The organism is Acetobacter okinawensis JCM 25146, assembly GCF_000613865.1.
Classification (GTDB): Bacteria; Pseudomonadota; Alphaproteobacteria; order Acetobacterales; family Acetobacteraceae; genus Acetobacter; species Acetobacter okinawensis.
In genome coordinates this window covers 177,588-200,444 of sequence record NZ_BAJU01000002.1, presented here as the reverse complement: position 1 = coordinate 200,444, position 22,857 = coordinate 177,588, and the positions used below count along the sequence as shown (strand labels likewise).

Annotated in this window: 19 protein-coding genes and 4 pseudogenes; 19 read left to right on the top strand and 4 right to left on the bottom strand. The window is 52.4% G+C overall.

All coding sequences use genetic code 11. The features are described 5' to 3' along the window. Positions 1–48 precede the first annotated feature (48 nt). Both JCM25146_RS24760 and JCM25146_RS21875 read left to right on the top strand, forming a co-directional pair. Complete coding sequence (locus JCM25146_RS24760) at positions 49–201, top strand: DUF6538 domain-containing protein (RefSeq protein WP_369347388.1); 153 nt, start codon at positions 49–51, stop codon at positions 199–201. Positions 202–211: 10 nt separating this feature from the next. Beyond that, positions 212–652, top strand: coding sequence for a hypothetical protein (locus JCM25146_RS21875; protein ID WP_025825587.1), 441 nt, complete (start codon positions 212–214; stop codon positions 650–652). 185 nt (positions 653–837) lie between these two features. On the opposite strand, the gene JCM25146_RS22735 is transcribed toward JCM25146_RS21875, so the two are convergent. Continuing rightward, complete coding sequence (locus tag JCM25146_RS22735) at positions 838–1,005, bottom strand: hypothetical protein (RefSeq protein ID WP_199897679.1); 168 nt, start codon at positions 1,003–1,005, stop codon at positions 838–840. Positions 1,006–1,325: 320 nt separating this feature from the next. Between JCM25146_RS22735 and JCM25146_RS16610 the strand changes: the two genes are divergently transcribed. The 5 genes and pseudogenes from JCM25146_RS16610 to JCM25146_RS21870 form a co-directional block, all read left to right on the top strand. After that, entirely contained in the window at positions 1,326–3,743 is a 2,418-nt protein-coding gene (locus JCM25146_RS16610; protein ID WP_199897675.1) for a plasma-membrane proton-efflux P-type ATPase, read from the top strand. A gap of 14 nt (positions 3,744–3,757) precedes the next feature. Further along, positions 3,758–3,946 carry a hypothetical protein gene (locus JCM25146_RS22730; RefSeq protein ID WP_199897674.1) on the top strand — a complete coding sequence of 63 codons (189 nt, stop codon included), beginning with the start codon at positions 3,758–3,760 and terminating at the stop codon, positions 3,944–3,946. 38 nt (positions 3,947–3,984) lie between these two features. Next, positions 3,985–4,818 (top strand): annotated as a pseudogene (locus JCM25146_RS23260) (polyphosphate kinase 2 family protein). A 66-nt stretch (positions 4,819–4,884) separates the two neighbouring features. Beyond that, the gene (locus JCM25146_RS16600) at positions 4,885–6,093 is read left to right on the top strand and encodes an SLC13 family permease (protein WP_199897671.1); all 1,209 of its coding nucleotides are present in this window, start codon (positions 4,885–4,887) and stop codon (positions 6,091–6,093) included. 135 nt (positions 6,094–6,228) lie between these two features. After that, positions 6,229–6,384 (top strand): annotated as a pseudogene (locus JCM25146_RS21870) (IS5/IS1182 family transposase); the annotation flags it as partial. An 82-nt stretch (positions 6,385–6,466) separates the two neighbouring features. Here the strand turns inward: JCM25146_RS21870 and JCM25146_RS02285 are convergent. Further along, complete coding sequence (locus tag JCM25146_RS02285; protein ID WP_035371785.1) at positions 6,467–7,981, bottom strand: FAD-dependent oxidoreductase; 1,515 nt, start codon at positions 7,979–7,981, stop codon at positions 6,467–6,469. A gap of 67 nt (positions 7,982–8,048) precedes the next feature. Here JCM25146_RS02285 and JCM25146_RS02280 point away from each other — a divergent pair, with 67 nt between their 5' ends. Next, positions 8,049–8,501, top strand: a complete 453-nt coding sequence (locus JCM25146_RS02280) for a MarR family winged helix-turn-helix transcriptional regulator (RefSeq protein ID WP_035371782.1) — start codon at positions 8,049–8,051, stop codon at positions 8,499–8,501. Between the two features lie 292 nt (positions 8,502–8,793). Here the strand turns inward: JCM25146_RS02280 and JCM25146_RS23255 are convergent, their stop codons facing one another. After that, positions 8,794–9,045 carry a helix-turn-helix domain-containing protein gene (locus tag JCM25146_RS23255; protein WP_242400858.1) on the bottom strand — a complete coding sequence of 84 codons (252 nt, stop codon included), beginning with the start codon at positions 9,043–9,045 and terminating at the stop codon, positions 8,794–8,796. Between the two features lie 251 nt (positions 9,046–9,296). Beyond that, positions 9,297–9,638, bottom strand: coding sequence for a hypothetical protein (locus JCM25146_RS02275; RefSeq protein ID WP_025825578.1), 342 nt, complete (start codon positions 9,636–9,638; stop codon positions 9,297–9,299). 1,804 nt (positions 9,639–11,442) lie between these two features. On the opposite strand from JCM25146_RS02275, the gene JCM25146_RS02270 reads away from it, so the two are divergent. The 11 genes and pseudogenes from JCM25146_RS02270 to JCM25146_RS02220 all read left to right on the top strand — a co-directional run bounded on the left by JCM25146_RS02270 (position 11,443) and on the right by JCM25146_RS02220 (position 22,846). Continuing rightward, on the top strand, positions 11,443–13,959 hold the full coding sequence (locus tag JCM25146_RS02270; protein WP_025825576.1) for a TonB-dependent receptor: 2,517 nt from the start codon (positions 11,443–11,445) through the stop codon (positions 13,957–13,959). Between the two features lie 22 nt (positions 13,960–13,981). After that, positions 13,982–15,193, top strand: coding sequence for an amine dehydrogenase large subunit (locus JCM25146_RS02265; protein WP_025825574.1), 1,212 nt, complete (start codon positions 13,982–13,984; stop codon positions 15,191–15,193). A gap of 64 nt (positions 15,194–15,257) precedes the next feature. After that, on the top strand, positions 15,258–15,818 hold the full coding sequence (locus tag JCM25146_RS21090) for a methylamine dehydrogenase light chain (RefSeq protein ID WP_081774712.1): 561 nt from the start codon (positions 15,258–15,260) through the stop codon (positions 15,816–15,818). Positions 15,819–15,820: 2 nt separating this feature from the next. Beyond that, positions 15,821–16,408 (top strand): c-type cytochrome, encoded by a 588-nt coding sequence (locus JCM25146_RS16595; protein ID WP_148298937.1) that lies wholly within the window; start codon positions 15,821–15,823, stop codon positions 16,406–16,408. A 26-nt stretch (positions 16,409–16,434) separates the two neighbouring features. Next, positions 16,435–18,381, top strand: a complete 1,947-nt coding sequence (locus tag JCM25146_RS02255; RefSeq protein WP_025825570.1) for a CocE/NonD family hydrolase — start codon at positions 16,435–16,437, stop codon at positions 18,379–18,381. A gap of 211 nt (positions 18,382–18,592) precedes the next feature. Beyond that, positions 18,593–19,791: pseudogene (locus tag JCM25146_RS16590) on the top strand (amine dehydrogenase large subunit). Further along, entirely contained in the window at positions 19,788–20,357 is a 570-nt protein-coding gene (locus JCM25146_RS02245; protein WP_242400855.1) for a MauE/DoxX family redox-associated membrane protein, read from the top strand. Before JCM25146_RS16590 ends, JCM25146_RS02245 begins: the two are co-directional and overlap by 4 nt. 3 nt (positions 20,358–20,360) lie before the next feature. Next, entirely contained in the window at positions 20,361–20,969 is a 609-nt protein-coding gene (locus JCM25146_RS02240; RefSeq protein ID WP_025825565.1) for a thioredoxin domain-containing protein, read from the top strand. Between the two features lie 53 nt (positions 20,970–21,022). Next, complete coding sequence (gene mauA / locus JCM25146_RS16585) at positions 21,023–21,535, top strand: methylamine dehydrogenase (amicyanin) small subunit (RefSeq protein WP_051543912.1); 513 nt, start codon at positions 21,023–21,025, stop codon at positions 21,533–21,535. A gap of 230 nt (positions 21,536–21,765) precedes the next feature. Continuing rightward, a pseudogene (locus JCM25146_RS16580) lies at positions 21,766–22,223 on the top strand (cystathionine beta-lyase). A gap of 29 nt (positions 22,224–22,252) precedes the next feature. Beyond that, a complete protein-coding gene (locus tag JCM25146_RS02220) occupies positions 22,253–22,846 on the top strand; it encodes a thioredoxin domain-containing protein (RefSeq protein WP_025825562.1) in 594 nt (197 codons plus the stop codon). Positions 22,847–22,857: the final 11 nt, after the last annotated feature.

The following is a 22,857-nucleotide window of genomic DNA, read 5'->3' as shown; positions in this document are numbered from 1 at the left end:
CAGGTCTGCGGGATTTTCCCGTTTGTCTTCCCAGACTGGGAAACGCAGATGCTCCGACTCATAGGGTCACATTACCACTTCCGTCGCGCGGTTCCTCAGGCCGTGCAAGCCTGCCTCGGCAGAACCGAAATCTCCCTTTCTTTAGCTCATTGCCCGAGAACGGGCGGCTGCTCTCTATGCAGCCACGGGCACACTGTTTGAAAGGGCAAGGATGATGGACGAGAAGCCTGACACCGATCTGATGAAAGACCTGCTGGCCGTTCAGGCCCAGATGATCCGGGATCAGGAAGAGACGCTCGCCCTAGCTGAAGAGTGCCATGCCCTTGACCGCAAAATTCGCGATGCCACCCATAACATGGCCCTGCTCGAAAAAATTCAGAGCGAAAACGCCTTCCTCGATGAAAGTTCAAAAAAGATACACGAGATCGGTCAGCGCTTTGACAGTCTGCGTCAGCAACTCACCACCGGTGTTGCCCTGAGCAAACAGGAAAAGAAAATGCTCAAGGCGGAAGCCGACCGCCTGTCCGGCATGATCGTTGACATCCAGAGCCGCCAGCCTACCCACATAGTTCAACCGGTGCCACAAACAACGGCCCCACCTGCATCGGAAGAGCGCAAACCCGCCCCGAAAATTTCATCGCCTCTTCAATGACCTCGAACAGTGTATCGCCAAAGAGCTCAGGATCCTCGCCAAACGAGCTCGCGCCCAGATTAGAGAGACGCGGAAACAGGTCAAGCACATCATATTTAGTCAAGTTTAACAGTTTGGACATAGTAGATCATTCCATTGTGTTCTTTTTTGATAATTGTAACTTGAATGCGCCGCGCAGTCTTGCGCTACCGATTGGCCCTCTCGATGACGACACTTCCTCCCCTTGAGGTGCGTCCTTCAAGGAGGATTTCCGCCGCCCCGAAGCCGATCGTGGCCAGTCCTTCGGCCCAGCTGATTGTTTGCTGGCTTGGCAGGTAACGTCTGACAATGCTGACAAGCTGTTGTTCGCTCATAACAAAGGTCCGAGCGAGATTCAGTCGCCATTTGTCTCAGGGCGACGTGCCCTTGATTGGTCCGGGGCGCAGCACACCGTAGGGTGCTCCAAGGCTGCCCCACTCACACAACACAAGCTGCCTCCGGTCATGTGTGGGTTAACGGTCACAGTCTTTTACAGACATTAAATATTCGGGGAACTTCCAGCACTTCTATCTCTTTTCATGCTGAAGACGCGTTCAATTTCTTAAGAAATACTTTCAATTTATTTAAAGCTCATGAACGCGATAGCCATTTTCAGCACGGATTTCGGTTTTTCGTGCCCAGAACGGAGTGCATAATGCTAGCTTCCCCTGCCGCACTGGTGATTTCTGCCGCTACTTCCCCCCCCGCTGCCAACACCGCACCAGCAAAAGCCACGTCCACAACGCTGGACAGTGCCGCGATAGAAAAAAAATTTGCTGATCTGAAAAGCTCCCCCACAGGGCTGACCTCAGCCGCCGCACAAGCCCGCCTTGCGCACGACGGCCCGAATGCCATCCAGGCCCATGAAGAAAGCCGGTGGAAAAAACTGCTAGGATATTTCTGGGGGCCAATCCCTTGGATGATTGAACTGGCTGCGCTCATTTCCTTCCTGCGGCAGGACTGGCCAGACTTTATCGTTATTTCCGGGCTGTTGCTCTACAATGCAGCCGTAGGCTTCTGGCAGGATAACAAGGCTGCCAACGCTTTGGCAGCGCTGAAGAAAGGGCTGGCCCTCAAAGCCTCTGCCTGCCGCGATGGCCACTGGGTGCCGGTGGATGCCGCAACCCTTGTTGCGGGCGATGTCGTCACCGTTGCAGCAGGGGAGATTGTTCCTGCGGACCTGCTGCTGGTTTCGGGCAAATATCTTTCGGTGGATCAGGCTGCTTTGACAGGAGAATCCTTGCCTGTTTCCAAACGTATTGGGGATGGTGCCTACTCTGGCTCCATCGCACGCCAAGGCTCCATGACCGGGCTTGTTGTCGCTACTGGCAACAATACTTTCTTCGGTCGTACAGCCAAGCTGGTTGCATCTGCTGGCAGTAAGTCCCATGCCGAGCAGGCCGTGCTGCGTATTGGTGACTTCCTGATCATTCTTGCGGCTGCCCTGGCCGTGGTGCTGATTGGCGCGCAGCTCTGGCGTGATCTGGCGTCCGGCGCTGGCTGGCATTGGAGCGAGGCCGGAGCCATTGCCCAGTTCGTGCTTGTTCTTCTGGTGGCCTCTGTCCCGGTTGCCATGCCTGCTGTCATGTCCGTCACCATGGCGCTGGGGGCGTTGGCGCTATCACGCCAGAAAGCCATTGTCTCGCGCCTGTCTGCCATTGAGGAACTGGCGGGGGTCGATATCCTGTGCTCCGACAAAACAGGCACGCTCACCCAGAACAAGCTGACCCTTCAGGCTCCCATTCCCTTTGGCACCACCACGGCAGATGATCTGGTAACGGGTGCAGCTCTGGCAACCCAGAAGCAAAGCACGGATGCCATTGATATTGCCGTGCTGAAAGCCCTGCAAAACACCACGGTGCTGGACAGCTACAAGCCGCTCGACTTTGTGCCATTTGACCCTGTGAACAAAAAAACCGTTGGTATTGTGCAAGCTGCCAACGGGCAGGAACTGCGCTTTGCCAAGGGCGCTCCGCAGGTTATTGCAGCACTCTGCGGCATGGGGGAATATGCCTCTGGCCCCCAGCATACTGACGAAGCCACTGCATTTTTTGGCAAGGTGGATGAACTGGCCGGCCATGGCACCCGTGCCCTTGGTGTCGCCAAGTCAGCCGATAGCGGCAAGACATGGACATTGCTGGGCCTGCTGGCCCTGCTAGACCCACCTCGCCCAGACGCCAAGCAGACCATTGCTGAAGCCACCAAACTGGGACTGTCGGTCAAGATGGTGACCGGGGACGATGTGGCCATTGGCTCGGAAATTGCCCATCAGCTCGGCTTGGGTGAACACCTGCGTAAAGCGAGCGATATCTTTACCAAAAACACCGACCCCAACCACATTCCGCTTGATACTGCCCGCGCGGTGGAAGCCTCCGACGGGTTTGGCCGTGTGTTCCCTGAGCATAAGTTTGAAATTGTCAAAGCCCTTCAGGAACTCGGCCATATCGTCGCCATGACGGGCGATGGTGTGAATGACGCCCCCGCCCTTAAACAGGCTGATTGCGGCGTTGCTGTCAGCGGTGCGACCGATGCAGCGCGCTCGGCGGCAGCATTGGTGCTGACCGCCCCGGGCCTGTCCACCATTGTTAACGCCATTACCGAAGCCCGCGCCATTTTCGAGCGGATTACCTCCTACGTGTATTATCGTATCGCCATGACGATCGACATCATGTTCGTGGTGGTTCTGTCCTACCTTGTGTTTGGCTTCCAACCCCTGACTGCCATCATGATTGTGGTGCTGGCCCTACTGGATGACATCCCGATCATGACCATTGCGTACGACAACGTACGCACCGCAGCCACACCGGTACGCTGGAACATGCACCGGATTATCTCCTTCTCCTCCATCATGGGGCTTGCTGCCCTGGCGCAGAGCTTCGGGCTCATCCTGCTGGGTATTTACTGGATGCATAGCCCAGACCTTATGCAAATTATTCCCCTCAACCCGCACCACCTGCAAACCATGCTGTTCCTACAGCTTGCCGCCGGGGGCCACCTACTGCTGTTTGTGGTACGCACCCGCACAACCCTGTTCCGCCCCCCTTCCCCAGCCTGCCACTGCTACTGGCGGTAATTGGCACGCAGATTGTGGCTGTGCTGCTGTGTGCCTACGGCATCCTGGTCCCTGCCCTGTCCTGGCCGCTGATTGGCATGGTCTGGGCCTATGTGCTGGTATGGATGGTGGTCATGGACGGTGTGAAACTGCTCTACAACGCCGCCATGACCCGCCGTGAGAAAAACAGTACCGCCCTGACACGCCCCATCGCCCAGAGCTGACAGCCTGATACTTCTGATTGCCGACAAAGGAAAAACTCATGGACCTTCGCCATTCTCTGGTTGTCAAACCCGGCAGCCGTATCAAACTGAAGCACCTTGATGCGGCCTCGACCGGCACATGCAAGTCCTCCACTGAAGCAGAGCAGGAAACCGCCAAGAACAGAATTCACCTCGGCGAACTCCAGCAGAAACTCTACGGTGAGAAAAAACATGCCCTGCTAATTGTTCTGCAAGGGATAGATGCTGCAGGCAAGGATGGCATCTGCTGGCATGTCATGCAGGCCATGAACCCACAGCACGTATGTTCATGGCTTTAAACAGCCCACGGAAGAAGAAAAGCTGCATGACTTCCTGTGGCGTATCCACCCCCACACGCCGGGGCTTGGCAGATCGGTGTTTTCAACCGCTCGCACTACGAGGATGTGCTGGTCGTGCGTGTGCACGACCTTGTACCGAAGAAGGTATGGTCAAAACGTTATGACCTGATCAACGATTATGAGAAAATGTTGACAGTCCATAACGTGACCATCCTGAAATTCTTCCTCTACATTTCCCCCGAGGAGCAGCTTGAACGCTTCCGCCAGCGGTTGGATGACCCGGCCCGACAGTGGAAAATCAGTGAGTCCGACTACAAGGAACGCGCACTGTGGGACCAGTATCTTGAAGCTTTTGAGGACATGCTGAAAAAATGCTCCACCAAGGATGCCCCCTGGTATGTCATTCCTTCCAACCACAAATGGTTCCGCAATCTGGCTGTTTCAAACATCATCAGAAAAACGCTGGAAGATATGAACATGCATCTGCCAGCACCGATGGTTGACCTTGAAAAAATCCGTCAACAATATCATAGCGCCAAGACAGACCCTGTATAAAGGGCACGGTCGAGGGCGGGCTGTCACGCCCGCCTTTTTTAACCACAACACCGTTTGGCGAGACCCATGGATACAACACTTTTCTTTTTCCTGATGGTTTACATCACCATGGGCCTTGGCAAGCTGCCCGGCTTCAAGGTCGATCGCACAGGGGCAGCCATTGTTGGTGCTCTGGCCATGATGGCCGCAGGCAGCATAAGCGCCAAAGCCGCCTGGATGGCTATAGATTACCGCACCATTGGCATGCTGTTCGGGCTTATGGTCGTATCCGGTGCCTTTGCTGAGTCCGGTTTTTATGCATGGACAGCCCAGCGCGTGGCAACACTGTCGGTCGGGCCTGTGGCCCTGCTGGGGGTGCTGGTTGTTGTCGGGGCGTTTTTATCATCCATTCTGACCAACGATGTCGTGGTTGTGGCCATGACCCCGCTGCTGATTTCCATTACTCTGGCGCGGGGCCTTAACCCTGTCCCCTTTCTCTTGGCCTTCTGTTTTGCCGCCAACACGGGCTCTGCCGGAACATTGATTGGCAGCCCGCAGAACATGATTGCCGCACAGGAACTGGGCATTTCCTTTACGGGCTTTCTGTCCGTCGCCGGGTTGCCTGCCCTGTTGTCACTGGTCATCGTGTGGGGCGTTATTGCATGGATGTACCGTGGCCACTGGACACTCCCTGTCGCCCCCGCCACAACCATGCCTGCTCCGTCAGCCCCTCCCCCTACGCAATTTGACGTAGTGGAAACCTGCAAGGCAACTTTTGTCACCATTGCCGTTGTCATCGCCTTTGTGCTGGATGCATGGCCGCGCGAACTGGTTGCCCTGACAGCAGCCAGTTTTTTGCTGATCAATCGTAAAATTGCCTCCAGCGATGTGCTCAAGCAGGTGGACGGCAACCTGCTGCTGCTGATTGCCGGTCTGTTTGTGGTCAACGCCGCCATGACCAGCACGGACCTGCCGCAACACCTGCTGCATGACATGCGAGCATGGGGCATCAATCTGAACGATCCGCTGTCCCTTCTGTTTGCCAGTTCGATACTCAGCAACATCATCGGCAATAGCCCGACTGTTATGCTGCTGGTGCCTTTTCTGGATACTGGCAGTCATGCCGATATTCTGGGTGCCGCGCTGGCGTTGGGTACCGGCTTTTTCAGCAATCTGATTGTCTTTGGTAGTCTGGCTGGGATTATCGCTGTCGAACAGGCCGCGAGTCATGGTGTTAAAATCTCGTTTGGTGCCTTTGCCCGTGTGGGGGCCCAGTCTCAATCTTGTGTATCGTAATGGCGGCTGTCTGGATCATGTTGATCCAGCACCATGTCTGAGATTTCAGTTTAATCTGGAGGGCTCGACAAGCCCTCTGGTTTTGAGACCCGCTCTGTGATTCCATACCTGCTGATTGGGTTGAAAGGGTAGAGGATGAAGCAGCCCGGTTTGTTTGACGTTGAAGAGCGGTTGTCCGGGTTGAGATATCTGGGTGATCAACTTGAAGCGTTTTCCCGGACTGTGGATTTTGAAATCTTCCGCTCTGATCTGGAACAGGCTCTGGCTTATTCAGATGGTATCAAAGGTGGTTGGGCGTCATGAACATGGGCGCAGGCTACGGCTGCTTTCGGCTATCGCTGGCCGATAACCAACATTCCGCAAGCCCCCCCAATCATGACCCTCCAAACATATCGGCCGGGCGTAACGACAGCATTTGCGCGAGATATTGCGAAAGCCGCGGTTCAAGCTCATCGGAGGAAAAAATCCCGGCGATGTAACCGTCTGGACGCACGAGTACCCACTGACCAGAGTCGATCCCGTACGCCTCGGCGATACGGCCATTATCGTCGACGAGTTCCTGCCCCGCGCCGACGGTGACGATACGGACGCCAGCGATGGCCGATGGGCGGTCACGCGGCTGGTAGCCGAGCAATATCCAGTCAGACTCTTTAAAAACCGTGAACAGCCGTGTCTGCTGCCCGGCCTGTCCACGACAAGGTGCATCAGGAGCGCGATCGCCAGCCTGCACTTTTCCACCCACCGAACCGGGTACGTTCAACGATGAACTGCGATAGCCGAGATCGAGTTGCCGCGCCTCGCGATCACGCCGCATGGTGCCCTGCTTTGCTTCACCGAGCAGTCGCGTCGAGAGACGCAGCATGTTCAACGCGATCGGTTGGCGCTCCGCCTCGTAGCTGTCGAGCAGCGCTTCTGGTGCGCCCGCAAGAACCGAGGCCAGCTTCCAGCCGAGATTATAGGCGTCCTGAACGCTAGTATTAAGACCCTGACCACCGGTTGGCGGGTGCACATGCGCAGCATCCCCCGCAATAAAGACCCGCCCAACCCTGTAGCGATCGGCCAAACGGGCACTCATTACATAGACCGAGGACCAAGACACAGAGCGGACGATAATATCCCTTCTGCCAGTCCGGGCCCCGATAAGCGCGGTCAGCCCGACCGGAGACAGATCGATCTCTCCCTCCATGGCTACGGGTGCCTGAAGCTGGAACAGGTCCGTTCCCGCCAACGGACATATCATCACCTGTGTCGCGGGCGTGTCGAGCTGGAAACGGTGCCAGACGGATCGATCCAACCCTTCCAGCCGTACGTCGGCAACGATCGCACGCACGCCTAATGCTTCCCCTGGAAAATCGATCGCCAATGCATGACGCACAAAACTGCGGCCACCATCGGTTCCAACCAGGAAGCGGGCACGGATAACTTGCTCGCCAGTCTCCTGTTCCACCCTCGCCGTAACGCCATGATCGTCCTGTTCAAATCCGGTCAGTCTTGTCCCAAAGTGTGGATGATGGCCCAGTTCGGCAAGCCGCTCCCGCATGACGGCCTCGGTTGCGAACTGCGGCAGCATCAGCGGTGCAGCATAGGGCTCGGCTGCGGCCGGGAAGACGTCCGCCTCTGCCAGAAGCGACATCGTATGGGTTCCATCAGGGCGATACTGACGCAGTGGTGGATAGGGCCCGCCTGCCGCGGCCATACGATCGACGATGCCGAGATCCTCAAAAATCTCCATCGTCCGGGGCTGGATGCCCTTGCCGCGCGATCCGTTGAACGGCTGCGCGTTCTGCTCGATCAGTTGGAACGAAACCCCGCGTCGGGCGAGGTCGATGGCAAATGTCAGGCCTGCGGCCCCTGCACCCGAGATCAGGACGTCTGTATCGAAAGACACTGGCAACTCCGCGAATCAATGTGTATTATTCACGTATCTGACCTTGACACCAAAGGCAATAATAAACGTGAATAATGCACACGACCCTGAAATCCTGCGTGGACTGCATACTGCAATCATTGATCTTGTCGATGAAATTAACCGCCCCCGCCGTGATGATCGCCTGATCGAAGAAGCCGGGATTCCACTGGATCGAGCCCTTTTCCCGCTTCTGGCACGGGTATGGCGTTACGGTCCTATCGGCGTTGTCGAACTCGCGGACCGTACGGGGCGTGATCATACGACGATCAGCCGACAAATGAGCAAGCTGGAAGACCTGGATCTTATTGAGCGCAAGCCGTCCATAACGGATAGGCGTGTTCGCGAAGCGACAGTGACTGGAAGGGGACAAGAAATGATCGACCTGCTGAACGCGGCCCGTGAGAGGCTGGCAAACCGCATTCTCGTCGATTGGACCGATGAAGACCTCGATCAGTTGAGAACGCTTTTGCGGCGCTTTGCTGACGATTTGATGCGATGATAAATCCAGTGCAAAGCTTCATCTTCTATCTTAAAGAATGAGTCCTGAACCTAGGGCGCAGGAAGTGCAGCTTCTTGTCCAGTATGATCCGCAGCCACCGTTTTATGCTGGAAACCCTGCCGAGGCGCCACCAGCAATTCGTGACATGGTTTATAAGACGCTTCCGGGCTCTCAGGATTGGCTGATGTGTCCAATCCTTTAATCGGTCGCGCTGATACACCCCAAAGGCAGAAATGCTGCCCTCGGTGCATATCGGTATTTAACTGCGGATGTTTGAAATTCTTCTGTTCGTTCAGGTCGCGGGAGATGGAAGATTGTCCTGACGACCGGATCGCCGGATCTCTTGTGGCGGGTGACCATGCAGCTTGACGAACGCACGGCACATACGTTCCGGGTTAGAAAAACCAGCAGATATTGCAATCTGTTCGGTCGGCTCTGCCCCGCTGTGCAAGCAAGCACATGCCGCTTCTACGCGCAAACGTTCAACTGCTTTGGCAGGGGTTTCACCAGTTTGACTACGAAAAGCACGCCCGAACTGACGCACATGTAAATCTGGCAGCTTCCGCCAGCCGTTCAATCGGGAGGGGCTCGCTCAGATGAGAGCGTGCGGCTGCATGCACCATGCGTATACGATCCGATTGCGGCTCCATGTGGGACATGGCCGCAAATTGTGACTGCCCCCCAGAAGGTCGATAAGGCACGACAAGTTCACGCGCGACGTTGCGTGCAATCTCGATACCATGATCGGTTTCTATAAACGCAAGTGCTAAATTGATATTAACGGATACCCCGCCCTTACATGTCGGGGTCAATTTCCCTTCCCGCCTGCACCTCGGGGTCACTTTCAAAAGCATGCAGAACGGCTGACCAGAATGCCCGCAAGCTTGGAAAATTACCCCAGTTGGGTGGTTCTTCAACATCCGCCGTTGGGTCTATGCCAAGCACAACCCAACTGACGCGCTCAATATCCTCGTCACTATAGGTCAGGAAATTCCTTAATTCGTTGACTGTCTGCTGTTTGAACGGCAGATCCCGCGTTTGTGGTGCATCCTGAACAACTTCACGTAACGTATCACCGAAGATATCGGCGTCTTCACCGAATGGGCCGCCACCAAGACTTTTTATACGCGGGAACATGTCAAGAATATCATCATTGGTACAGTTTAACAGTTTGGACATAGTAGATCATTCCATTGTGTTTTTTTGACAATTGTAACTTGAATACGTCGCGCAGCCTTGTGCTTTCGACTGGCCCTCTCGATTACGACAGTTCCCCTGCCAGAGGTATATCCTTCAAGTAAGGTTTTATCACCATTTCTGGCGTTCCTGAGCCAGCCACCAATCCTGAATCCGTTATCCCTGAGCACTTTGTGAATAGCGCAATAGCGACTTCCAACGAAACCATCCAGGCATAACAATTTGCAGATATTTTTTTCTCTTTCATGATTTTCATAGAAAAAATCTACACACTACCGATCAAAGCATTTTCCTTAAGCTTTCATTCATAATGATCATACATCTCATAGCCAAACACGTTGTTATTTCGGTTTCGAAATGTTATGTGTGGCAAAACTCCTCGCGCTCTTCCGACTTAGGATCGCCACTTCATGAGATTAATAGCTATGTTGCTGATTATGGGAACAAGCGCCTGCTCCGGACCATCAACCCACAGCAGTTCGAGCCGTGTGCAGTCAAATAGCAAGACAACACCTTTTGCCATGGTGCCCCACCGCGGAGCAGCATTTAGAACTTTAAGCCTTGAATCGCATTCAACTGAATCTACACCTTAAAGCTGACTGAGCTTATTTTCTGCGTTATTTTTTATTTCAGCGTAAGATGCTCCCGCATTTTCGAACAGGGGTGTAATCTATAATCTGACCTGAAAGATGACGGGTTTTATGGACAAGATTCCACACAAGAGGCAGTGGCGGCCTTCAACTCACATATTGTTCTAGAAGCGGTTTGAGAAGACTGTGATGCTGGCGAATTATCGCCACACCACGGTGTGCTTAAGGCAATGATTGCCCCGTGAAAGTGCCCGGCAATTGAGAGGATAGGAGGAAGTCAGTTTCTCCACGAAGATGCTCCCTGAGTGTGCACTCAACCCTCCTCACGCGGAGAGAATACACGCCACCGCCACTTATCCGGTTGGTCGTCTAATATCGACCTGTGCCGCAGAATGAGGCCAATCTGGAGTTGGCACGCCTGCTCGACGAAGCATCTGTTATAGTGAGTGGCACATACCTCCAGCCCTTCAGTTTGCCGAATATGATCTTGACGCAGTTCCCGGCGTTTATAGCGCGTTTGTCATGTTGGACGGGACGAGCGGGGAAGTTTTGTCCGGGAATAGGTGGCCTGGCCTAAAGAGCCTCACAGAAGCAGTCGGCATCAGACCCCTGATCCGTCCACAATCATTGGACTTTTGGCAGACTGTCGAAAAAGGCAGTTGCCCCTGTGCAGCCCTGACCTACGACCATGTAGAAACTTGGAGGCCTCCTATTATCGTCAGTCACAACATAGAGTTGCATATATGCGACCTTAAAACACGCCACACGACATCAAGCCTTTGGATAAAAACGAGGGTCCAGGTCGCCTGATCTGGCGCACCGATGTGTGCCTGAGCCTAAAGCTCATAGCGCCCTCTAGCGTATGGCTATACCTATCTCGCATATTTTTTAGAGGTCCACCTCGAATCTGTCAGCGCTTATCTGAGGGCGGGCTATTTGTTGCTTATTAGCAACAAGTTGGATGTAATAAAATGAGTCTGAGACTTTTTTCGGATGAAATTTAAGGATTGGTTTTTATTTTTATCCTTATAATTTCAACATAATTCAAAAATAATCAGGAAAATTTCGTCTGGATCTCAGGTGTTTGTTTCGGAAAAAGAATGAGATAGGGTCATCTTCAAACTGCATCAGAATCAAACCTAAAGGGGCACCGTATGTTGCCAGTATGCGTCAATCGTTTTCTGTTCTTGTTGGCGTCCTCTTCTGCGCTACTCTCGGTTCAATGGGCAGTGCATGCCAATGCTGCGGAAACCGATGTGGGGAGTGTGTCTACTCATCATACGTCAACCACCGCCAAACATTCTGGTAAAGCTCAGGCAGTTGGTGCGCACTCTACCAAACCGCGCAAGGTGTCATCCAAGGCATTGCAGGGTAAGGGGGAGGAAGTTCTGGTCTCCCACACGCGTCGTGCGATTTCGCATAACAGTGAAAACGTTATCGGGCGAAAAGAACTGGATCAGCAGGTACCCGGTCAGAACATCCTCAAGGCTGTTGGTCAGTTGCCGGGTGTGAGCTATAGCTCCACCGATCCGCTGGGGATTGATACGTGGGGTGCGAGTGTTTACGTTCGTGGGTTCTTCCAGAACCAGCTTGGCGTTACGCTCGACGGCGTGCCGCTCAATGACCAGACTTATACGACCACCAATGGTTTGAACATTGCGAATGCCTGGATCTCTGATGATATTTCCAGAGTCAGCGTGTCGCAGGGCGGTGGGTCGTTGGATGTAGCCTCCAATACCAACCTTGGTGGTGCCATGCAGTTCTATACGTCAGACCCCAAGGAGAAGGCCGGCGCGACGGTTTCTCAGGGGTTTGGCAGCTATGCCATGAAGCGTACATATGTACGTGTGGATAGCGGTAAACTGAACAGCAGTGGCACCCGCTTCTATGTTGCGTATTCTCGTGACTTTGAAAAGAAGTACGATGGTCCGTCCCCCAGCTTCATGCAGCAGGTCAATGCTAAGCTGGTGCAGCCAATAGGCGATAAAAGCAAGATCAGCGCATTCTTTAACTGGAACAATGCTGAAGTTTACGGATACTTGGATAAATCTCTGGGATCATTGGCTAAATATGGCTGGCGGCAGGAGCTGATGTACCCGAACTATGGGCAGGCCTTCAATTATGCTGCCGGGAATTACCCGTCTGGCTGGAATGATCTGGTCAGTGGTAATTATACACAGCTGTATGATGCAGGTCAGTCCACCCAGGATTATATCGGAGGAATCAACTTCGATATGGCCCTGAACGATAACCTGCGTTGGCAGTCTGTTCTTTACGCACACCGCGATATTTCCAACGCAACCTACAGTGCACCTGGTGTCTGTTCTCCTGGGACCAGCGCAGCTGGGACCTGTGCAGCTGATGGTTCGGACAACGGCAACTATGTTGACGGGCAGGTTCCCCTTTCCGAGCAGGTATGGATGAACCGTGAAATGCGCGAAGGCTTCACGTCTGCGCTGGATTACAAGATTGCCCGTCACAATATTAATGTTGGCATTTGGTACGAACACAACGATGCGACTGCCAGCACAGGCTACTTTAACGAGCCACAGCTTGGCCAGGGCTCTCCGCTGAGCACGACTGGTCCTTACGATGTGTATGGTGCAGAGTTTGCCAAAGGCTGGGCCTATCGTTGGCATACGAATACATTCCAGTTCCATGCCATGGATCGGTGGCGTATTCTGGATAACCTGACGGCAACATATGGTTTCAAATCCACGGTGCAGCAGACAGGTGGTGGCAATATAGCTTGGGATTCCACGGGTAATTATTCCGGCCTGAACGCGCAGGGACCAAAAGGTTCCATTACATCCGCTGCTGGATTCCTGCCCTCAGTCAACCTCGACTGGCGCTTTCTGCCTGGGCATGAGCTGTATTTTGACTTTGCTGAAAATATGCGGCCCTTCAACGCATCGTCTTATGCAAGTGCAACGTCTCCTGGCCCGTGGATGTTGCAGGATCAGGCTGCTTTCCGTGCCGCCAAGAAGAGCCTCACTCCCGAACGTGACTTTACGTATGTTCTTGGGTATCGCTACTCCTCGCAGTTTATCACGGCTGGTGTGGATGGTTACCACTCCGATAACCATAACCGTCTGATTTCTGGTGCAACTGGTATTGGTGGGGCAGATCAGGGGGCCACGCTGCTCAATACCCGCCGTGCATCCCAGTGGGGTGTGGATGGTGTGGTTACGCTTGTGCCAATTCATGGCCTCGCGATTACCAACTCGGTCAGCTACAACCACTTCACTTATGGGCACAATCTTCCGATCTGTAACGCAACGGACGATGATGGTAACTGCACGGGCTATGGTAACCTGAAGGGCAAGAAAATGGCTGGCTATCCGTCGGTCATGTATAAAGCCAACATCAGCTACACATGGCATGGGGCCTCCACCTGGATGGATGTAAACTACTACTCCAAGCGCCAGTATTCGCTCCTGAACGACACACATGTTCCCGCTTACTGGCTTGCCAACCTTGGTGCCAGCTATGACTTTGGGGATGTTGGTCCGCTGCGTGGCGTCAAGGCGTCCTTCATGGTCTATAACCTCTTCAACGCAAAATACATTGCCATGATGGGTGAAAATGGTTTCCCGGCCACGGGTGATATGCAGTCCATCGAACGCGGTGCCGTACGTGAATTCTTTGGCACCATCAAGGCATCTTACTAATAGCAAGAGCGCTGGCCAGTTTATGCTGGCCAGCACGAGGCGTGGTAGAAAAGGGATGAAAAATATGCGCCGCTTTGGCCATAGATGCCAGAACAAGGCATTTGCCTTCTTTGCTTTTTTACTCTGCTCAGGAGGGTCTGCTCTGGCAGCGCCCCCTGCACCACCACAGGCTGCTGAAACAAGTGATGTTGCTACACTTCCCCATTTTTCTGATCATTGGGCGTTGATCGCAACAAATAACGTTGCTTTTACATTATACGATGGTGACAAAGGAACAATCCTTGGCACCGTTCCGGCAAAAATGATTGATAACCTTGCCATTTCTTCCGACAGAACAAAAATTTATACCGCTGTCAGCATGTGGTCACGGGAAGATCATGGTACGCGGGAGGATTTTTTACAGGAATATGATACACCACACCTTGCTCTAGAACATGAGATTGACTTGCCGCCCCGGGCTCTTGCTGTTTTCAAGCAGCAGAATTTGGAATTAAGTGCAGACGGCCAGTGGGCATATATTTTTAATATGAGCCCAGCAACTGGAGTTTCCATTGTCAATCTGCATGACCGGAAAGTTGTCCGAACGGTGGATACGCCAGGTTGTGCACTTATTTTCCCGTGGGCACATAATGGTTTTTCTTCCCTGTGTGGCAACGGGTCATTGACCAACGTAGCTTTTGACGGAAAAAAAGCTCAGGTTACTCAAACAAAATCATTTTTTGATGCTGATACAGACCCTGTTTTTGAGCAAAGTCAGGTAAACAGGCGCACTGGACAGGCTTTGTTCGTGACATATACAGGCATGGTTTATCCGGCGACTCTGTCCGCACAACCAGTGCTCGGTCAACCGTGGTCTTTGCAGGAGGCGGCATCCCAACCCAAGGCCGGTACCGGTGTGCAGGAATTGGCATGGCGACCAGGGGGTAAACAGCCGTTTTTCTGGCACACAGCCGATAACCGCCTGTATGCGCTCATGCATACGGGGCCATACTGGACCCATAAACAGGATGGGACGGAAGTCTGGGTTTATGATGTCGTGCAGCATCGGTTGCTGCAGCGGATTGTTTTACCAGGCCCGACAGCCAGCATTGCTGTTAGTCCGGACACCAAGCATCCATTGCTATTTGCTGTGCAGCCATCGGGTAAACTGTTTATTCTTTCTGCCGAGAGTGGAGAGGTGACAAAAACAATTGAGGCAAGGGTAGCTGGTTTTCTTGTAGTTCCCACGCCGTAATTCTGCGAAGAAAAATATATTTTCAAAATATGCCTTCTGGCAAAGATGAAAGGCAGCTTCGGTCATGCGTGTTCCTCTTTTTGACCGTGTAACAGAAACTTTTACACGCCATCTGGCCTCGCATTCCCCGCGCCGTCAGTTTCTGGGTTGGTTCTCGACCTTTGTTGCAGGTTCTGGGGCCTTTCCACTTTTGCCAGTGCAGCGCGCGCAAGCGGAAAGCCGGGCTAGTGTGCCTGTCCCACCCAACACAGCTTCCGACTTTGACCGTCTGGCACAATCAGTTGATCCAACAAAATGCAATTATTGGCGGCACTGTGCTATTGACGGGGTCTTGTGTGGCTGCTGCGGTGGTGGTGTGCATACATGTCCGCCGGGCACTCAGCCGTCCCCCGTTTCGTGGATCGGCACCTGTCGCAATCCATCAGATGGACGGCAATATGTTATTGCCTACAGGGATTGTTGTGGTCGAACAACGTGTGCGTCCACACCTGATTGTCATTGCAATACGGCTGATCGGGAGATGCCGATATATCGACCTCAGACTAGCAATGATATTATTTGGTGTTTTGGTACAACATCGACCACTTATCATTGTTCCACAGCTGCTATTGTTGGCCAGGCCTGAATATGTTCAAGAAGACACTCCATAATCGCCCGAAGTGGAGGTCTTTGCAGGTTCTTTCTTACGCACTATTCATGCTGCCATTTGCAATTATGGTGTTCCCTGAGCAGTCTGTGCATGCCGAGAGTGGAAGGAATGAAGGGGCGTTTCCCCCGCCGCGTTTACATTATCTGCTGAATTGCGCTGGTTGCCATGGTTTGGAAGGACATTCGAGTAAAACACTGGTGCCTGATCTTCTAGATCAAGCAGGATTTTTTTTATGTTCTCCAGAAGGCCGGGATTACATCATACGTTTACCTAATGTAGCATTTGTCAAACTACCGTCCCAGCAGTTGGCTGACCTTATGAACTATGTCGTTTTTACGCTGGGCAAAGGGAGCGTACCCACTGGGGCCAAGCCTTATACGGCTGCTGAAGTGGACAATTTACGCAAACGTTCATTCCATGATTACAGCTTACAGGCTTATAGAAAGGCAGTTGTAGAATCAGTGCTACACGCCTGCCCTGCAGCGGTTGGTAAGCTTCAGGTTTACGGTACAGCACTGGATCAGAAGGAAGTGGCCAATATGGGGGGCAATTCTCCTTCACATTGAAGGGGCACATATAGACGAGAAATTGAATGTTTTTAAAAAAAATAATTCTAAATCTTTTTATTTCTACAGGTTTTTTGGCCGGTGATATCTCTTTCTGTGTCGCACCCTCTGGTGCGCGTGAATTGGATATGCCTTCCCATTTTCATGCTGTTAACAACGGCTTTGATTACACACGACGAGATATCATGATCCCCATGCGAGATGGGGTAAAACTACATACAGTTATTTTACTACCTAACAATGTGCATAATGCTCCTATTTTACTGACACGCACGCCCTATGATGCCGACCAGATGGCACATAATCAGCATAGTAGCCATATGGATGTGGCTCTGCACGGTTATGACAACATGTCTGATATGATTAAAGAAGGTGGTTATATTCGAGTTCTGCAAGATGTGCGGGGAAAGTATGACTCTGGAGGTGACTATGTCATGCAAAAGCCGCTTGCAGCACCCAAATCTGGCGGAACAGATGAATCAACAGATGCTTACGACACAATAGACTGGCTGGTTAAAAACCTGCCTCAATCCAATGGCCGTGTGGGTCTTCTAGGCATTTCCTACGATGGTTTTCTAGTGCTTATGGGGCTTGTGCATCCACACCCTGCCCTGAAAGCTGCCGTGCCGATGAATGCGATGGTGGATGGTTGGCGTGGGGATGACTGGTTCCACAATGGTGCATTCCGTGAGCAGATGCTGCCTTACCTGTATGAGCAAGGAGCGACACGAGATAATTCGGAAATATGGTGGTCCTCACATTACGACGATTACGATACCTATATGAACGCAGTATCCGCAGGGGCCTTGGGTAATGCGCGGGGGATGCAGCAGATTGGTTTTTATAGAGCTGTTCTGGCTCATCCTGCTTATGATAGCTTCTGGCAGGCTCAGGCGGTGGATAAAATTATGGCCCGCCAGCCCGTGCATATTCCAACAATGCTAGTGCACAGCTTGTGGGACCAGGAAGACATTTACGGTACCATGGCAACATATTACGCCATGAAACCACATGACAGCCAAGGAGACATGCTGCATCTAGTCATAGGACCATGGTTCCATGGGGGAGAAATCAGGAAGGGGGCGCAGCTAGGCACCATAGAATTCGGGAGTGATACCGGAGTTTATTTTCGGCAGCAGATTCTGGCTCCTTTTCTGGCTTCGGCTCTTTGGGGGCGATCCGCTCAGACACCACCTGTTGTGGCTTTTGTAACGGGAGAAAACCGTTGGGAGAGTTTGCCTGCATGGCCTCTGGTTAACCTAGATACTCCCGCCAAAACCGCAGATATGATTCCCGCAGCTTTCAGGCCCGACCACAAACTTGTCTTCACAAATCAGGCCGGTCCGCTCAATGCCTCAGTTGCCTATGTGTCTGATCCTACCAGACCGGTCCCGTATCGGCACAGACCCATTCTGGCCATGGATGGTGCGGGGTCAACGTGGCACAACTGGCTGGTGGATGACCAGCGGGAGGCATCAGGTAGAACAGACGTAGTGGCGTTTGTCTCAGAAGTGTTGCAAGCACCTCTGACAGTGCGTGGACAGCCTTATGCGCATCTCAAAGCTGCAATATCGGGCACAGATGTTGATTTTGTGGTAAAGGTGGTAGACGTTTACCCAGATGAGGTTGCCGACCAGCCTGAACTGGGAGGGTATCAGCTTATGATCAGTGCAGATATTTTCCGTGGGCGATACAGGAATGGCCTGAACAAACCAGAAGCGGTGCCTGCCAATACACCACAGATGTACGGTTTTTACCTTCCTGTGGCCAATCATACTTTTCTGCCAGGCCATCGCATTATGGTTCAGGTCCAGTCAAGCTGGTTTCCACTTTACGATCGGAACCCACAGACCTTTGTGGATAATATTTTTCTGGCTCAACCAGAAGCCTATAAAGCAATGACCGTGCAGCTTTATGAGGATGAGAGTCGGGTGGACCTGCCTGTGGTGAACCGTATGGGCGCACACCCATAAAGATTTGAATATATCACACCTTTCTGGTGCTTTAATTTTTAAGGTCTGGACGGGTATGTAGCTCTAGATGTTCATAAAATTTCTGTTCTGATAGCCTGTTGTTGCGTTTTGTCTTTCCCGATGGGTCATAAGGCACATTATTGCCCTTGCCAGCCTGAGAGTGTCTGCATAGTATGAGAAAACCGTTTCGATCCCGAAAGAAACAGGCAGCATGTTTTTTCATAATTCTTGTAGAAGTTTTGCGCTTTCCCTTCTAGGGGGCGTTGCAATAGTCACGTTGGGTGGAAATGCGCTGGCAGCAGAACCTGTTCTGCAGACCGAGCAGAGCGATGTTGTTACGCTCAAGCCCTATACGCCTCATACCATTCTGGTCATGGATTCTGCTGGCACTCACGCCAAGGATGGCCGCGTTTATGTGGTCGATGCTGACCGGGGTGCCTTGTTGGGTATGGTTCAGGCTGCGTACAATCCCAATGTAGCCATGGTCCCGGATGCCAGTCGTTTTTATGTGGGAGAAACCACATGGGCGCATGGCAACCGTGGTGCGCGGTACGATCTGCTTGCAGAGTATGATGCCCGCACACTCAAGCTGACATCAGACGAAGAGTTACCTGCTCGTGCACTGATCACTCCCAAGCGTAATAGTTTGACTTTGAATGTAGGAGCCTCCTACGCGTATGTTTACCAGATGAGCCCCAATAATGGGGTGGAAGTGGTGGATACACATGCGCACAAGGTGATCCAGTCTGTGGATCTTCCGGGTTGTGCCCTGACTTATCCTTGGGGCACCAATGGTTTTTCATCCCTCTGTGCGGATGGAACGCTGGCCAATGTGTCCCTGGGTGAGGACGGAAAGGCCAGCATGACGCATTCTGCGGTATTTTTCGCACCTGACAAAGATGCTGTTTTTGAAAACAGTCCATCTGTTACCAAAACGGGCGAAGCCTATTTTCTATCCTACACCGGGAACATCTACCCAGCCCACCTGGGAGCAAATAGCACAGTGGAAGCGCCTTGGTCGCTGCAGGTCGGCGCTGGCATGAAACCCGCGTCCGATGCCTCCGCCCCATTCGAGACCACATGGCGGCCGGGTGGCATTCAGTTGATTGCGCTACATCAATCGGATCATGAATTGTATGTGCTCATGCATCGCGGCACATTCTGGACACATAAGGAAGATGGTACCGAAGTCTGGGTTTATGACGCGCAGACACATAAGAGCTGCGCCGTATTCCACTCAAAAAGACCAGTAACATGGTGGGGGTAACACAGGACGATCATCCACTTATGTTTACAACAGATACAGATGGTGACCTCTTCGTCTATGATGCGCAGACGGGACATCTGTTGAGAACGATTAAAAAGCTTGGTACCTCAGTAACCTTTACGGTTGCACCCGGAGAAGAATGAGCATGGTTATGGCCATGCCGTTTATGGAGACCCGTGTGGTATCGTCACTTTTTCTGGGTCTGGCTCCGGTCTGTGCAGGTGGGATGGGAAGCCTGTTTGTATTGGCAGGTTTTGCCAAGCTGAAGAATCACGACACGTTTCTGACTTTATTGGCAGGGTATCGTCTACTGCCAGCCTTTATGCTTGAACCTATGGCATGGGGGCTGGGCATTGTAGAACTGCTGGCGGGTTTAGCCATGATGTCTGGTCGTTATGTCCTGTGGGGTGGGGTAGCCATTACCGCAATGCTGGTAATATTTGCTCTGGCCATGAGTGTTAACCTCATGCGGGGACGCACCAGTCTTTCATGCGGCTGCACGCCGGGAATTACGTCCGAATTTCTTTCATGGAAGGGAGTAGGACGCACACTTGCTTATATTCCGTTGGCAATCGTACCTCTTTATGGGCAACCCATGGCTATGCCATTTATTTGGTGTGCTGGTGTGGTGGCCGGTTTGTGCATCTACCTGCTGTGGTTTGCGGCATACACTTTACCTAAAGCCCAGCCTGCCTTGGGAGGGCGATAGCGAATGGTGTTAGCGCTTTTTCTCTGGCTTATTGCGCTGAGCATACTGGCTATTGGGCTGGTCGTCGTTTTGCTAGCACTGGCCCGGCAAATCGGTGTGCTGCACGAACGGCTAGCCCCACTTGGAGAGCAGCAGAATAGCCATACTGGCTTGGAAGTTGGGCAGTTGGTACCGCGCCTGGTTTTGCACACGCTGGAGGGTCAGCCCTTAACGGTAGGCGATGCCCTGCCTGCAGGGCGCTTTCAGTTACTGGTCTTTGTTGCACCAGAATGCCCGGTTTGCAAAAGAGTAGTGCCTTTGGCCAAACAGGCAGCGACTGAGCGGGGTATGGATCTGCTGTTGATTGGTGATGGCCCTTTGCCTGAATTGAAAGCAATGGTTGCAGAACGACCGGAAATGCAAGGCTTGCCTCTGTTGACTGGGGTTGAGCTTGGTCTGGTGCTCCAGATCAACAGGCTGCCTGCCATGGTTGTACTGGATGACCGCGGAACTATCCGCGCCAAGGATATTGTAAATACACGCCGTCAGATTGAGGGGTTGCTTGATGCCGCTACGGCCGATACCACTCAGGAACTGGCCCATACAGGAGTGACTTCCCATGTTGCCGTCTGATAATAAAAATCTGAATATGGACAAAACTTTTTTTTGATCAGGCGACAGAAGCTATGCTGCGGCGTTTTGCCGGCCGCTCTTCTCGTCGTGGCATTCTTGCCAGGCTGGGTGGGTTGGCAGCAGCCGTGCCGCTTTTTCCTCTTTTGCCGGTAAGTAGAGCCAGTGCGGCCAATACGACTGCCAAGGTTAAAGCGCCTACGCCATTTGCCGCAAAGGCACAAACCAAGGATGAGACAGCCTGCGATTACTGGCGTTACTGCGCCATTGATGGCAATTTGTGCTCCACGTGTGGGGGAGGTATCCATAGTTGTCCGCCAGGTACGGCCCCTTCTCCAACGTCGTGGATCGGGAGCTGTTATAATCCTCAGGATGGCAATTCCTATATGATTGCCTACCGTGACTGCTGTGGTCAGGACTCCTGTAACGAGGTTACATGTTTAAATACAGATGCAGAGCAGCCTGCTTACCGGCCAATGGCTAATAATGACATTATCTGGTGTTTCGGCACAGGAACGTCAGAGATGTATAACTGCTCGACAGCTGCGGTTATTGGCAAGGCAGCATAATTTTTCAGTACGTCGTTCCTGAAGCCTCATCTCGGGTTATACGAACCCCGTGTTTGCGCTTCAGGATCTTTTACTGATGGAAAACAGGAATAAAGAGAGGTTTCTCTATATCCTGAAATTTGTTTTGAAAGAGCAGAATGCGTTGCATGTTCTTCGTCCCGTTTTTTAAAAAAAGTAAAAGAGAGATTTTTTCTTTGCGACCCAATGCTGGATTGGCTGCACTGGTCTGTATGGCGGCTATCAGCTTTGCGGGAACAAAGGTAGTGCGGGCTGAAGATGCCGTTAAAGGGGCAACAACCTAAACCGCACACAATCCAACTATCTGTCTCATTGTGGCGGATGCCACGGGATCGAAGGCATTTCTGGGCCAACATTTGTGCCTCCTTTGCGTGATGTCGTGGGTAGCTTTGGCTGCACCGACGAAGGGCGAGAATATCTGGTGCGGGTTCCCGGTGTATCCATGTCTTTGATCCGGGATGATCAGGAACTGGCCGATGTCATGAATTTTGTCTTGTTTACCCTTGGTGGCCACAGCACAAAAACGGGGTTTAAACCTTACACAGCGGCAGAAATCCACGAATGGCGACAACATCCGATGTCGATGCCAGATTTTATGAAACATCGTGCAGAAGTATTACAACGATCACTGGCAGCCTGCCAGAAGTCCACCATAACCACGCCGCAATAAACGAGAGGCAGTAGCGGATGTCTTCCTTGATGACGGACATGATTTATGCCAGCTTTTTTTTAAGTGCTGTGCTTCTGCTCGCCTGTATTGTTGCGTTTATGCTTATGCGGCGTGTACGTAGCCTTTTTCAGGAAATCGCCCCTGTGGGAGCGTTGACAAGTGTACAGGGCCCTCAACCGGGCACGCTGGCTCCTACTGGAGATTTTGTAACCTTATCGGGACAGAAAATAAACCTGAGCTCAAGCACCCTTCCACAGTTGATTCTGTTTGTGTCCGGTTCATGTCCTATTTCTCGAAAAATACTTCCTATTGCAAAAGATTTTTGTATGCGGGAACGGATTTCCCTGATTCTGGCTGGGGATGATACTCCAGATGTGCAACAGGAATTTGCACGTCTGGCTGATTTTTCGCCTTCCATCCTTATCAATGACCAGACGCTGGGGCGTTTACTGGAAGTGGATAAACTACCTTCCGCTTTTCTGTATAATGTTGACGGAAAACTGGTGGCTCGTGGGTTGGTGAATAACCGCGAGCATTTGGAGAGCCTTTTGAATGCATGGGAAAGTGGCTACGGTACCGTCCAAACATATCTGGCCCGCCACAAACAGTCTCTCGCTGCTTGATTGGTCATTTC

What these genes read in the sequence shown, in the direction of transcription:
- JCM25146_RS24760 (WP_369347388.1), top strand. Translation starts at nt 49, where the DNA reads ATGCTCCGACTCATAGGGTCACATTACCACTTCCGTCGCGCGGTTCCT.
- JCM25146_RS21875 (WP_025825587.1), top strand. Translation starts at nt 212, where the DNA reads ATGATGGACGAGAAGCCTGACACCGATCTGATGAAAGACCTGCTGGCC.
- JCM25146_RS22735 (WP_199897679.1), bottom strand. Translation starts at nt 1,005, where the DNA reads ATGAGCGAACAACAGCTTGTCAGCATTGTCAGACGTTACCTGCCAAGC.
- JCM25146_RS16610 (WP_199897675.1), top strand. Translation starts at nt 1,326, where the DNA reads ATGCTAGCTTCCCCTGCCGCACTGGTGATTTCTGCCGCTACTTCCCCC.
- JCM25146_RS16600 (WP_199897671.1), top strand. Translation starts at nt 4,885, where the DNA reads ATGGATACAACACTTTTCTTTTTCCTGATGGTTTACATCACCATGGGC.
- JCM25146_RS02275 (WP_025825578.1), bottom strand. Translation starts at nt 9,638, where the DNA reads ATGTTCCCGCGTATAAAAAGTCTTGGTGGCGGCCCATTCGGTGAAGAC.
- JCM25146_RS02270 (WP_025825576.1), top strand. Translation starts at nt 11,443, where the DNA reads ATGTTGCCAGTATGCGTCAATCGTTTTCTGTTCTTGTTGGCGTCCTCT.
- JCM25146_RS02265 (WP_025825574.1), top strand. Translation starts at nt 13,982, where the DNA reads ATGCTGGCCAGCACGAGGCGTGGTAGAAAAGGGATGAAAAATATGCGC.
- JCM25146_RS21090 (WP_081774712.1), top strand. Translation starts at nt 15,258, where the DNA reads ATGCGTGTTCCTCTTTTTGACCGTGTAACAGAAACTTTTACACGCCAT.
- JCM25146_RS16595 (WP_148298937.1), top strand. Translation starts at nt 15,821, where the DNA reads ATGTTCAAGAAGACACTCCATAATCGCCCGAAGTGGAGGTCTTTGCAG.
- JCM25146_RS02255 (WP_025825570.1), top strand. Translation starts at nt 16,435, where the DNA reads ATGTTTTTAAAAAAAATAATTCTAAATCTTTTTATTTCTACAGGTTTT.
- JCM25146_RS02245 (WP_242400855.1), top strand. Translation starts at nt 19,788, where the DNA reads ATGAGCATGGTTATGGCCATGCCGTTTATGGAGACCCGTGTGGTATCG.
- JCM25146_RS02240 (WP_025825565.1), top strand. Translation starts at nt 20,361, where the DNA reads ATGGTGTTAGCGCTTTTTCTCTGGCTTATTGCGCTGAGCATACTGGCT.
- mauA (WP_051543912.1), top strand. Translation starts at nt 21,023, where the DNA reads ATGCTGCGGCGTTTTGCCGGCCGCTCTTCTCGTCGTGGCATTCTTGCC.
- JCM25146_RS02220 (WP_025825562.1), top strand. Translation starts at nt 22,253, where the DNA reads ATGACGGACATGATTTATGCCAGCTTTTTTTTAAGTGCTGTGCTTCTG.